This is a genomic window from Corallococcus llansteffanensis (assembly GCF_003612055.1).
GTDB lineage: Bacteria > Myxococcota > Myxococcia > Myxococcales > Myxococcaceae > Corallococcus > Corallococcus llansteffanensis.
In genome coordinates this window covers 1-12,058 of record NZ_RAWB01000305.1, presented here as the reverse complement: position 1 = coordinate 12,058, position 12,058 = coordinate 1, and the positions used below count along the sequence as shown (strand labels likewise).

10 protein-coding genes are annotated in these 12,058 nt (G+C 67.7%); 5 read left to right on the top strand and 5 right to left on the bottom strand.

What is annotated here, in order from left to right; translation table 11 throughout:
• The 3 genes from D7V93_RS25755 to D7V93_RS45190 form a co-directional block, all read right to left on the bottom strand.
• The coding region (locus D7V93_RS25755; protein WP_147451321.1) for an aKG-HExxH-type peptide beta-hydroxylase at window positions 1-1,140 on the bottom strand (1,140 nt) is incomplete at its 3' end.
• 10 nt (window positions 1,141-1,150) lie between these two features.
• Complete coding sequence (locus tag D7V93_RS25750; protein ID WP_120645922.1) at window positions 1,151-2,452, bottom strand: aKG-HExxH-type peptide beta-hydroxylase; 1,302 nt, start codon at window positions 2,450-2,452, stop codon at window positions 1,151-1,153.
• Window positions 2,453-2,844: 392 nt separating this feature from the next.
• Complete coding sequence (locus D7V93_RS45190) at window positions 2,845-3,000, bottom strand: hypothetical protein (protein WP_158623856.1); 156 nt, start codon at window positions 2,998-3,000, stop codon at window positions 2,845-2,847.
• Between the two features lie 357 nt (window positions 3,001-3,357).
• Here D7V93_RS45190 and D7V93_RS25745 point away from each other — a divergent pair, with 357 nt between their 5' ends.
• From D7V93_RS25745 to D7V93_RS25735, 3 genes are all read left to right on the top strand, one after another.
• Window positions 3,358-4,176: an efflux RND transporter periplasmic adaptor subunit gene (locus D7V93_RS25745; RefSeq protein WP_158623855.1), complete on the top strand. Its 819-nt coding sequence runs from the start codon at window positions 3,358-3,360 to the stop codon at window positions 4,174-4,176.
• A gap of 63 nt (window positions 4,177-4,239) precedes the next feature.
• Window positions 4,240-5,184, top strand: a complete 945-nt coding sequence (locus tag D7V93_RS25740; RefSeq protein WP_120645920.1) for an efflux RND transporter periplasmic adaptor subunit — start codon at window positions 4,240-4,242, stop codon at window positions 5,182-5,184.
• Complete coding sequence (locus tag D7V93_RS25735) at window positions 5,174-7,414, top strand: peptidase domain-containing ABC transporter (RefSeq protein WP_120645919.1); 2,241 nt, start codon at window positions 5,174-5,176, stop codon at window positions 7,412-7,414. Before D7V93_RS25740 ends, D7V93_RS25735 begins: the two co-directional genes overlap by 11 nt.
• A gap of 36 nt (window positions 7,415-7,450) precedes the next feature.
• Here the strand turns inward: D7V93_RS25735 and D7V93_RS25730 are convergent, their stop codons facing one another.
• Complete coding sequence (locus tag D7V93_RS25730) at window positions 7,451-8,026, bottom strand: dihydrofolate reductase family protein (RefSeq protein ID WP_120645918.1); 576 nt, start codon at window positions 8,024-8,026, stop codon at window positions 7,451-7,453.
• A 92-nt stretch (window positions 8,027-8,118) separates the two neighbouring features.
• On the opposite strand from D7V93_RS25730, the gene D7V93_RS25725 reads away from it, so the two are divergent.
• Together D7V93_RS25725 and D7V93_RS25720 are read left to right on the top strand one after the other, a co-directional pair.
• Entirely contained in the window at window positions 8,119-9,255 is a 1,137-nt protein-coding gene (locus D7V93_RS25725) for a glycosyltransferase (protein ID WP_120645917.1), read from the top strand.
• 28 nt (window positions 9,256-9,283) lie between these two features.
• Entirely contained in the window at window positions 9,284-11,026 is a 1,743-nt protein-coding gene (locus D7V93_RS25720; protein WP_158623854.1) for an asparagine synthase-related protein, read from the top strand.
• Here D7V93_RS25720 and D7V93_RS25715 read toward each other — a convergent pair.
• The gene (locus tag D7V93_RS25715) at window positions 10,924-11,805 is read right to left on the bottom strand and encodes a PIG-L family deacetylase (protein ID WP_120645915.1); all 882 of its coding nucleotides are present in this window, start codon (window positions 11,803-11,805) and stop codon (window positions 10,924-10,926) included. The genes D7V93_RS25720 and D7V93_RS25715 overlap by 103 nt on opposite strands.
• Window positions 11,806-12,058: the final 253 nt, after the last annotated feature.

The window sequence follows — 12,058 nt, the reverse complement described above, 5'->3', positions numbered from 1 at the left end:
GTGCTGGGGAGGGGGGAGGAAGGTGCTGCGCGGGTCCGGCTGGATGAGTGCATCCAGCTTGTTCAGAAGGTCCGACATCCAGGTGAGGAAGAGGCGCCCGGCTTGGCCGAGCTGGTCTTCATGTGCCCGCAGGCTTTCCACGAGGCTGCGGGCGTGCTCGGCGGCGGTGCGGCTGTTCACCAATAGCCGTGAATGCTTGCAGGGGCCGAAGTGCGGCTCGAACTCGGATGCTGCTTCTCGCGAGGCTAGGGTATACAGCGCGAGCGTGACATAGACATGCGCCGCAGTCAGGGCCCGATTGACGGGCCACGTCACGCTGTCCGGATGCCAGGACGGATGGATTCGCGGTGAGGTCGCCTCCTGATAGTTCCGGCCGAGCATCGAGTGGGTATGTTCAAGCTCCACGAACTTCAGGTGCATGCATTCGTGGAGGATGGCCTCGGCGACGGTCCAGGTACTCTTGAAGATGTAGCGTGACAGGAAGACCGTACCGAGGATGCGGGAGATGGTCGCGGATCCCACTTCTTCATCGAAGTCGTCCAGGACGATGAAGGCAAGATGGCCCGTTGCGCTCCTGCTTGCGTCAGGCAGCAGTCTGCCGAGCAACTCCAGGGCCTGGGCGACGGTGGCTGCGGCTTCCGGAGTCGTGGTGTAGACAGGCAGGCCGGGCAGATGCTGCCGCATGACGGCCAGGTATGCCTGGTCCCGGAAGGTCTTCGCGGTGGCGGTTGTCCAGAGGCGGATGGGTCTGGATGAGAGGGTCTGGGGAATGCTCTCCTCTGGAGTCAGCACCTCTCCCCGAAGTTCATCAATCCGGGGGCCATAGTAATCGAAGAGCTTGAGTTGCGCGGCCTCCGGTTCGTGGCCCCCGGGGTTCCGGTAGCATCGGAGCAGGTCATCAATGCTGGCGCGCACGACGGGGTCCATCAGCAGGATATCGCCCTCGGTACCCGGGCATCCGGCGAGTGCCGCCGCGAAGCGCGCGGCGGAAGGGAGGGATTCTCCCAGCAAGCCCAGGCGTCGCCGGTAGACGAGGGTCTCTCGCTGGCGGATGTAGTCAACGGAGCCGAACGGGACGGCCTGCGCCAGGATCTGCTCGGCTGCGAGCCACGCGACGCGCCTCTCAGGATAGCTCTTCACGGGACCGTCCTCAGGGATTGAGTTCAACGGTGATGTGGGACTGGTGGATGATGCGACCCGCGCGGGTGGTGGAACGGATAAGGGTGGGCATGTCCCACACCCGCTCTCCCCCGGACAGGGTCTGGAGCACCTGGTTGCGCAGACCCGGAAATGAACGTGATGGATCCTCGCTCCGGTGGGAGTCGAGTGTGAGAGGCTGGCGCGGGGTGGCCTTGCCCAGCAGCTCCGAATCCACTTCCTGGAGGGATGCCAGCAGCGAGGACATCCGGTGGGACAGCTCCCCCGGAGCATGTTGGCGCCAGTAGTGGATGCGCCTTTCCAGGGCGAGCGTCTGCCGTTCGTAGAGGTCCGCCATGATTCGCTGTGAAAGCTCCGCCTCCCGAGGAGGCGCATCCAGTTGAAGCAACATCTCCTGGAGCCGGGAAAGCAGCAGTTGGCCGGCGGGACCGAGATCCTGGGTGCCTACTGCCGCGAGCCTCAATCCCAGCAGGTGGGCCCGGTCGAGTGAGCGGCGCATCGCCACCCGTGGGTCCAGGACATGCAATGGTCCGAATCGGGAGGCCAGCTCCGCGTGGCGATGCTCCAGCCGTAGGAAGAACAAGGCAAGGTGGGCATAGACATGCATCCCGAAGAGGGAGCGCTGGACGTCCCACCGTTCTGACTCCAGATGCCAGAGAGGATGGATCTGCGCCGACTCCTCGCGAGTGTAGTTGGGGCGCAAGAGGTTGTGCGTCCACATGACGTCGTACAGCTTTGAATGGAGCCCTTCGTGCAGAAGGGTTTCCGCCATGTACCAGGGACTCTCCAGGACGGACGGATGCACGAAGACGATGCCCGGAGCGGTGTCGCTCGAGCATGAGATGAGGTGGTCTGAAGGAGGAGGGTCCCCTTCCTGGCCCGAAGCGCTCTGGAGCGGAGGCTGACTCCGGATCAACGCGATGACGCCAATATGCCGCAGCAGACTGGGGGTCAGGGCGGGGAACAGCTCACGCAGCAGGTCGATACCCTGGCGAACGCAGGTCGCGTCGGAAGCGGAGGCCGCCTGGAACTGCACACTGGGATTTGCTTTTAGGAATACCATGGGAGTGATTCCCATGAGCGTCGTGTCGCTTTGCATGCCAGACCACATCCGGAGTGGATGGGGCGGGGCGCCGTCTCCAGCTTCCACCATGATGAGGGGCAGCGCGGGCAGCGCTTCTCCCAGCCAGCCACCTTCCAACCATCCATTGAATTCCTGAAGGAACGCTCCCACTTGCTGCCGGGACACCAGCCGCCACTCGTGCTTCAGGTGCCGGGTCGCGGCGAAGACCATCGCACGGACACAGGGGTGCTCCAGCAGTCTGACGCGAGCCGTTACGTCAAGCGCTCGCAGTCGCTCCACGACGGGAATCGCTTGTGGAAGGACGCGCTGGGACAACTCCAGGCGCTTCCACGTACTCTCAACCACCCTCCGGTGGATGTAGGACCAATCTCCAAAGGGAACATCGGTTGTCCATGAATGCTCAAGAGGGACGTGGAGAGGATTCATGAGTGCGCTGTGGGAATGGATGGCGTTCATGAAATGCAGCCTCGAGAGCGGCCCCCCGCCTTGCGTCCAGCGCGAGGAGCCGCTCTCAGGAAAGACAGGACTGTCAGACCTATCCGCTCCAGAGATGCCCGTGGAATCCGGTAGCAACCTCTTCGGTCGTCAGGTCTTCGCGCCAACTAGTCCACTTGCGCATCCGGCGTGTAGCTGCTGTAGCAGGTCTCGCAGCCCTTGCCGATGCCGCCAACGACACCGTCGAGGTCCTCCGGATCAATCTGCAGATCCTTGAGGGCCTTCTCCATCTCATCCTTGTTCTTGGGAGTATTCTCGTTCATGGGGACTCCAAGCGAGGCGGGGTGTGGTTCGAATGGATGCCATCCTCGTAAGGCATCTCAAATTTCTATACGCTCTCCAAATAGGTAAGTAAAGCTTAGCTGGTTTATCTATTATATCGTTGAATCCGAGGAAAATTTCAATGACGCCACAAGTTGGGAGAGGGATTGTCCCGATGCTTGGTGCCCGTCCTGCCGCAACGGTATAGTCGGGGCATGGGGTTGCGAATGTCAGCGCGTGGGATGGGGCTGCTGCTGCTGGCCTGTGGTGGAGGTGTGTTGGCGTTGCGTGGACGCGCCCTTGACGCGAACCCACCCCAGACATTGCAGCCGCCCCCTGTGCCTGTGGAGGGCCGGACGTTGACGACTCGCGTCGAACACGGCTGGTTGGGTGTCTTCATCGCGGAGGCGGCGGTGGACCTTTCGGCTCGCGCCGAGGGGGTGGTGGAAAGCGTGCGGGTCCAGGTTGGGACACGCATCCGGCAGGGCGAAGTGGTCGCGGTCCTGGAGGGCCGGCCGGCCCGGCAGGCATTGGCGGTCGCGGAGGCGGAACTGCTCTCCATCCGGGCGGAGCACGCAATGGCAGTCCTGGAGCGTCAGGAGGCTGGTGACCGTTTGAAGCGTCGCGTTACCTCCGACCAGGTCCTGAAAGGTGCACTCTCCGAAGAGGAATTGGCAACGGCCCGCTACCAGGAGCGGGTGGCGGGGGCGAAGCTGGACATGGTGCACGCGCGGGTGGTGGAGCAGGAGGCTCGGACTGCCCACCTGCGCCGACAGGTCGAGGAGGCCTCCATCCGCGCCCCCTTTGATGGCGTGGTCGCGCGCCGTTTTGTCCACCCCGGGGAGATGGTGAGGACGGGACAGCCCCTGCTCCATGTGCTGAGAGAAGGGAGCACCCAGGTGAGGGTCGCCATTCCGGCGGCGCGGATTCGGGATGTGTCCCTGGGAATGGGGGTGGTGGTGGAGGTGGATGCGCAGTCGCCTGTGCTCCAAGGCCATGTGGCCCAGGTAGCACCCGAGGTGGATGTGGCCTCTCTCATGGTCTTCGCCATCGTGGAGGTCGACAACCTCCCGAGCGCCGCCGGGCTCGCGGGCACCGTGGTCCGGGTTCGGCCAACCACTGATGGGGGGGCCCAGGCCAATGCGGTGCCCCCTCCCCCTCAATCCCGCGCGGAGTAACGTTGAGACCATTGCTTTGCCTCTGTGCCGCGATGCCCCACGGAGGAAAGCAGGAGCAACCTCATGGAAGAGAAGCCGTCGATTTTCCGGAAGGAGGCCCTGGATTACTTCCAACAGCACCGGCGCAAGGAAGGAGATGTGCTGCGGCTGGCGCCCCCCTGGACGAAGTGGGCCTATGGTGCCTTGATGTCCATGCTCGCGGTGGGGCTGCTGGTCTGCACGCTGGGAGAGGTTTCCGAGTACGCCAGTGGGCCCGCGCTCATCCGGGTGGAGCGGCGCACCGACATCACGACGCCCACTGGCGGGGTCGTGGCGACGGTGGATGTCCAACCGGGGCAGCGCGTTGCCGCGGACCACGTGTTGATGACGCTGCAGGCCGACGAGGAGCGGCTCTCGTTGACCCGGAGCCAGCATGAGCTGGAATTGCACTTGGTGCGCTACATGCGAGACCTGACCGACCAGTCCTCGCGGCAGGCGTTGACGACGCTCCGCGCCGAACAGGAGCTGGCGCAATCCCGCCTGGAAGCGCGCTCGCTCCGCACATCCGTGGCAGGTGTCGTGGGAGACCTCCGCATCCAGGTGGGGCAGTACCTGGCGCCAGGGACCCGTGTCGCCTCCCTGGTGGAGGATGATGCCCCCGTGTCCCTACAGGCATTTCTTCCAGGCTATTACAGGCCCTTCCTGAAGCCCGGGATGATGCTGCGGATTGAAATGGAGGGCTTCCGCTACGAATACCGGGAGCTGCCCATCGAGTCCGTGGGGGACCAGATCATCGGCCCGGGTGAGTTGCAGCGCTACCTGGGCCCGGAACTGGCGGGGGCCATGGAGCTCAAGGGACCGCTCGTCCTGGTCCGGGCGCGCATCCCTTCACGCACCTTCAGACGGAACGGAAGGGAGTTCGGCTATTTCGACGGGATGCCGGCCCACGTCGAGGCCGCAGTCCGCTCCGAATCGATTCTGCTCGCGCTGCTTCCCGGACTGAAGGCGCTCCTCCCTCATGAACACTGAGCATGACGCGGTCGGTCCATCCAAGCGGACGCTGACCGAACGGTTTCCGGCGCTCCGGCGGTTGCTGCCAGACTTCCAGCGGCTGCCCGAGGTCCGGCAACTCTCCCTCACCGATTGCGGTGCGGCCTGCCTCTGCATGGTCTTGGCCTACCACGGCCGGAAGATGTCCCTGGACGAAGTTCGCGAACTCTCCGGCACGGGACGTGACGGGGTCACCGCGCGTGCCTTGCTGGATACGGGGCGGCGGTTGGGGCTGAGGGGCCGGGCGGTATCCATCGACCTGGATCGTCTTTCGGATCTGCCCGTGGGCGCCATCCTCCACTGGGATTTCAACCACTACGTCGTCTTCGAGGAGTTGCGCCGGGGGCACGTGCACGTGGTGGATCCCGCCATGGGACGCCGCGTGGTGGCGATGGAGAGCTTCCGACAGCGCTTCACCGGCGTGGTGCTGCTCTTCGAGCCGACGGCGGACTTCCAGCGGGTTCGGGCGAAGCGGGGCGGGGCCTTCCGCTACCTGCTCCCGCTGCTGGGCCAGTCGGACTCCCTGGGGCGCATCTTCGCGCTGTCCGCCGCGTTGCAGCTCTTCGCGATGGGGGCGCCCGTGCTGACGGGCATGGTGGTGGACCGGGTGGTGCCGCGGGGGGACTACTCGCTCCTGCTGGTGCTGTCGTTGTGCCTGTCGTTGCTGGTGCTGTTCCACCTGGTTGCTTCGGTGATTCGAGGGCACCTGCTCCTGGAGCTTCGCACTCGGCTGGACTCCGCGATGACCCTGGGGTTCCTGGACCACCTAGTGGACCTAGCCTACTCCTTCTTCCAGATTCGCCCCGCGGGCGACCTGATGATGCGCCTGGGAGCCCAGGCCAATGTGCGGGAGATCCTGTCCTCCTCGGCGGTGTCCGCGTTGCTGGACGGCTCGCTGGTCCTGCTCTACTTCGCGGTGCTCTTCGCGGTCAGTGGACGGATGGCCTTGACCGTCCTGGCGCTGGGGGTCTTGCAGGTCCTGGTCTTCGTGCTGACCCGGGATCGACGCCGCAGCCTGCTTTCGCAGGGTCTGGAGGTGGAAGCCAAGAGCCAGAGCTTCTTGTTGTCGATGCTGACCGGGATGCAGACCCTGAAAGCCTTCGGCGCGGAGCGCAACGCGGTCGAGGGCTATTCCCACCTCTTCGTCGACGTGCTGAACAGCTCCCTGGGGCGTGGGCGGCTCGGTCTCTGGGTGGAGGCCCTGACCAACACCCTGCGGCTGGCCTCCCCCCTGCTGTTGTTGAGCCTGGGAACGTATCTGGTGCTCGACGGGACGCTGACGCTCGGGGAGATGTTGAGCGTCAATGCCCTGTCCGTCGCCCTGCTGGTCCCGCTGTCCAACCTCATTGGGACCTCGGGACAGTTCCAGTTGCTGGGGAGCTACCTGGAGCGCATCAACGACGTGATGGATGCGCCGTCCGAACAGGATCCGACCCGGTCCGGCGTCCGGGTGACGCTTCAGGGCGCCATCGAGCTGAATCGCGTCTCCTTCCGCTACAGCGGTGCCTCTCCCCTGGTGCTCCAGGACGTTTCGCTGCGCGTCGAGCCAGGCCAGATGGTGGCCATCGTAGGCCGCTCGGGCTCGGGCAAGTCGACCCTTGCCAACCTCCTGCTGGGGCTCTACCTGCCCACTTCGGGGCGCGTGCTCTATGACGGTGTGGAGCTGGGGAGCCTGGACTTACGTCTGGTCCGCAACCAGATGGGAATCGTTCTGCAGGACCCCGCATTCTTCAACTACTCCCTGCGGGACAACATCCTCCTGGGGGCTCCCGAGTTGCCGCTCGAGCGGGTGACGGAAGCCGCGCGGCTCGCCCACATCCACGACGACATCATGGCGATGCCCATGCAGTACAACACGCTGTTGCTCGACAGGGGCCTGTCTCTCTCAGGCGGGCAACGGCAGCGACTGGCCCTGGCACGGGCCTTGGTGCACCGCCCTTCCGTGCTGCTGCTGGATGAGGCAACCAGTGCGTTGGATGCCATCACGGAAGGGCTGGTGCAGCGGGCACTGAGTTCACTGCGTTGCACCCGCGTCGTGATCGCCCACCGGCTCAGTACCATCCGGAGCGCTGATCTCATCATCGTCATGGACGAGGGCAAGCTGGTGGAGCAGGGGACCCACGAGGAACTGCTCGGGCGGGGGGGGATCTATAGCAGGCTCGTTCATGCTCAGATGGAAGAGAACGCACCCCAGGCCCGTGCTGGCTGATTTGCGCCGTGGGCGTCGTTCCAGCAGCAGCGGGGTCTAACCCACCGTCGCGGCCTCGTAGCTCAGGAAGACGACCCCGCTTGCGAGCGCACGCGTTCCGGTGAGCCGCAGGCGGTGGGGCGCGAACCCCAGGTCGACGAGCTTGATGCCGGAGCCCGCGATGACGGGGTTGAGCTTGATGATGAACGCGTCGATCTCCGGGAGGAGCTCGGCCGCGAGCGCCCCGCCGCCGCAGAGCCAGAGGCCCAGCCCGTCCCGGGCCTTCAGCTCGCGCACGGTGGCCAGCGGGGTGCTGGAGAACGTGACCGACGGGTCGGGGCTGTCCGGGATGGAGCGCGAGAAGACGTAGTTCTCCAGATGCGGGTACGCGTTGGTCGTGCCCGCGTCCAGGCCCACCTGGTAGGTCCGCCGCCCCATCACCACCGTGTCGAAGTGACGGCCCGGACCGGTGAGGCCGCGGAACGCGCGGTAGCCCGCGGGGAGCGTCTCCGGGTACTCGGCGGCGATGGCGTCCAGGTAGTCCGGCTCCATCGCGAAGAAGTCGAACGTCCCGTTGGGAGCGGCGATGAAGCCGTCGAGCGAGCTGGCGACGTAATAGGTGAGCTTGCGCATGCGTGTCCTGCCTCCTGTCGCCGGGGCTTATCACCGTGCAGGTGGCCCGGGGAGCGAAGAGGCATGTCAGCGGTAATCCCTATCCTCACCGCATGTCCATCCTCGAAGGACTGCCCACCGTCTGCATGGGCATGCTGTCCACCAATGGCGGGTCGTCCATCGCCGCGCTGAGCCTGGGCGCGGCGCTGCGACAGGAGGGGCTCGCGGTCCGCTACCTGCATTGCGATCCATTGGGCGCGCGGCCGGAGGACACGCGGGTGCTCTCCCCGGAGCGGGCGCTGCGGGCCGCGCACAGCCTGGACGTGGACGCGGCCTTCACCAGTCCGCTGGAGGTGTGTGAGCAGCTCCTGCGGCTCCACGACACGGCGCCCTTCGGGCTGCTGCACCTGCACAACCTCCAGGTGTTCGGCCTGCCGGCGTATTTCCTGCGGCGGCTGCGGGGCGTGCCGTACGTGGTGACCTTCCACGGCTCGGACGTGCTCAACGACGCGCTGCTGGGCGCGCGGCCGGAGGTCACCCGCGAGGTGCTGCGGGACGCATCGGCGGTGACGTGCGTGTCGCGCTACCTGGCGGACGCGCTGGCGCACCGGATGCCGGAGCTGCCCGCCCCGGACGTCGTCCACAACTTCCTCCGGCCGGAGCTGCGGCGGCCCCTGGGCCCTGGCGTCGGCATGCCGGACCGGTTCCTCCACGTGTCGTCCCTGCGGCCGGTGAAGCGTCCGGAGCTGCTGCTGGCGTCCTTCGCCCGGCTCCACGCGCACCGGCCCCACGCCACGCTGCGGCTGGTCACCACGCACCGGGGCGCGGTGCGGGCCCGGGAGCTGCTGGAGTCCCATCCGCTGGGCGACGCCGTCACCGTGCTGGTGGGCGAGGACGACATGGAGGTACTGGCGCGCGAGTACCAGCAGGCCACGGCGCTGGTGCTCACGTCCCGGTCCGAGTCCTTCGGGCTGGTCATGCTGGAGGCGCTCGCGCACGGCCTGCCGGTGGTGGCGCCCGCCGTCGGCGGCATCCCGGAGGTGCTGGGGACGGACTGGCCACTGCTCGTCCGGGGCGACACGGCCGACCCGGACGCCTACGCGGAGCGGATGGCCCAGGTGGCGGACGGCGCGGCGAGGCCCCTGTTGCGGGAGCGGGCGGAGGAGGTGCTCGCGCGCTTCGATGGCTCGCGGCAGGTGGCGGACTACGTGCGCGTCTACGCGCGGGCGCTGTCGGTGGGGACGGCATGAGGGGGCTTCGGGCTTCGGGAGGCGGCGCATGCCAGGGCTGACGGGTGTGGTGGCGGCGGAGGCCCGCGGCCTGCTGGACGGGATGGAGGCCGTGCTGTTCCCGGTGCCGGGGCAGGGCGCGCAGCGCGGTTGGGCGCCGGGGTTCGCGTTCGCGGTCCGGGGGACGGGCGGCTTCCGGGAGCGCGCCGGGGTGTGGCTGGCCTTCGAGGGCCACCTGCTGGGCCGACCGTTCGGAGACGGGTCCGTGCCGGAGGCGTTGCTGGGCGTGTTCCTGGAGCGCGGGGAGCGGTTCCTGGAGGGGTTGGACGGCTCGTTCCAGGTGCTCGTGCGGACGCCGGACACGACGTACCTCTTCATGGATCCCACCGCGTCACGCCGGTGGTTCTTCCGGCACGCGCCGTGGGGGCTGGCGTTCTCCCCGGAGGTGGCGCCGCTGCGGGCGCTGGCTCCCTGCACCGTGGACGGCGCGAACCTGGCGCAGTTCCTGGTGGGCGGGCGCTTCTTCGCTGGGCACACGCTGCTGGAGGAGGTCCACCCGTTGCTGCCCGGGGAGCACCTGGTGCACCGCGACGGCCGGGTCGAGCGGCGGCGCGCGGCCCCGGACACCGTGAGCCAGGACTCCGGGCCGCTCGACGTGGAAGCGACGCTGACGAAGTGGGGCGAGGCCCTGGAGCGCGCCGTCCTCCAGCGGTGGATGCAGGCCCGGGCGCCCGCGCTGCTGCTGACCGGCGGCTGGGATTCGCGGTTCCTCTTCCACACGGTGGCGCGGCACGTGGAGGACACGACGCGGCTGTGCACGGTGACGTGGGGGCAGGACCTGCGCCGGTTGGGTTCGGACGCGCGGGTGGCGCATGACATCGCGCGGCGCTTCGGCACGCGTCACCTGGAGCTGAAGCGCTGCGTGGCACAGGTGCCGGAGACCTTCGCCGCCATGTTCCAGGCGCAGTCCGGCATGACGGAGCTGGCCTTCGGCCACGCGGACGAGCTGACGCTGTGCCAGCAGCTCGCGGACCGGCACGGCGTGGGTTCGCTGTTTCGTGGGGATGAGTGCTTCGGGCCCACGGGCTGGAACGCGACGACGGAGGGCGAGGTGCTGGCGCGGCTGTCATTGCCCTTCACTGCGGACGTCGCGGGACGCGAGGCGTGGCTGGTGGGCGGTGGGGCGGACGCGTGGGCGGCGCGCGAGGAGCAGGTGCGAAAGCGTGTGGCGGCGGCTCCCGGGGGCGTGGAGGCCCTGCGGGACACGCTGTACTTCCGCGAGCGGGTGCCCGCGTTCCTGCACCACCTGAACTACTTCAAGGCCCACCGGCTGGAGGTGTTCAACCCGCTGATGGACCGCGAGGTGCTGGCCCTGTCCCGAGCGCTTCCAGCGGCGTGGCGCACCGACAAGCGACTGTTCAAGGACTGCTATCGAAGACAGTTCGCGGAGCACCTGGACATCCCGTTCGCCGAGCGGAGCAACGGGGTGGACTGGGCCCGGCTGCTGAAGCGCTCGCCCCGGGTGGTGGCGTTCCTCCGCGCTGGATTGGAGGCCCTGCCTCCGCCCCTGGTGCCCGAGGTCTTCGTCGGAGTGCTGGACGGGCTGCTGCGCGGGGCTGCGCCGCCGCCCGCGCCCGGGGCCTACCGCGTGGCGCCGGAGCAGCTCGTGATGCGCGCGTTCGTCCTGGGTCAGTGGTTGCGCGACAGTCCGACCTCGGACGTGGCCAGGCGCGCGAAGAGGTCACGGGCCCGTGCGGCGCCCGCGTCGGAGGTCAGTGCGAAGCACGCGTAGCGCTCCACGTCCGCGACGTTCATGCGCCGCTGCATGAAGCCCTGCGACTTGTGCTCGGCGATGAGCCAGTTGACGACGACGTGGAAGTCGAGCCGGCCCCCGTGACCGAGGGGCCGGGTCCGGTCGAAGTCGAAGGGGCCCACGTCGGTGCGCAGGGCGGTGAGCGGATGGGGCGGGAGTCCTTCGGCGGCGGTCGTGTCGAGCGCGAGGATGGGATAGCCCTCGGGTTGGGGAGGGCCGCGGCGCGTGTGCAGCGACACGCCGAGCACCGCGGGGCGCGTCTCTGGGGGGAGGGCCGCGATGGCTTCCAAGGCCAGCAGCGCCGACAGCCGGTGGTGCGCGTGCGTGCGGGCCGTGGGCATCATCAGGAACACGAAGTCATGGCGGCCGTGCTCGAGCTGCGCGCGCAGCCGGCGGCGCACGGCTTCCACGTCCCAGCCCTCCGGCGCGGGGGCGTCTGGGGCCAGCGAATAGCCCGTGTCTGGTTGCTCCAGGAAGACGCAGTCGCGCAGGCCGAGGATGCGCGCGGCACCCAGCAGCTCCTGCTTGCGGATGGCGGGCAGGTGCGCGCGTGCCACCGTTTCGTCGGTGAGCCGCAGGCCGTAGAGCGGTTCGGCGAGCGTGGCGTAGCGGAAGCCGCCCTCGCCGTTCGTGAGCACCACGAGGTCCACCTCGGCGTGGAGCGCATGCGTCGCCTGGTACACCGCCCCGGCGAACATCGTCTCGTCGTCGGGATGGGCGGTCACGAGCAGCAGGCGCGGGACGGAGGCATCGCTCATGGGGGCCCATCATGCACGTCGGACCCGACATCTAGAGTCGGGTGGGTTGCGAGTCCTCAAGCGGAGGCGTTCCTGGACCGGCTGACCGTGTTGCTCTTCACCGCGTTCCTGGACTCGGTGGCGCTCCTGATGATCGTCCCCCTGCTGCCCTTCCACGCGACCGGGTTGGGGGGAGGGGGCGCCGTCGTGGGGCTGCTCATGGCGACGGTGCCGCTGGTGCAGCTCGTGAGCGCGCCGCTGTGGGGGCGGCTGT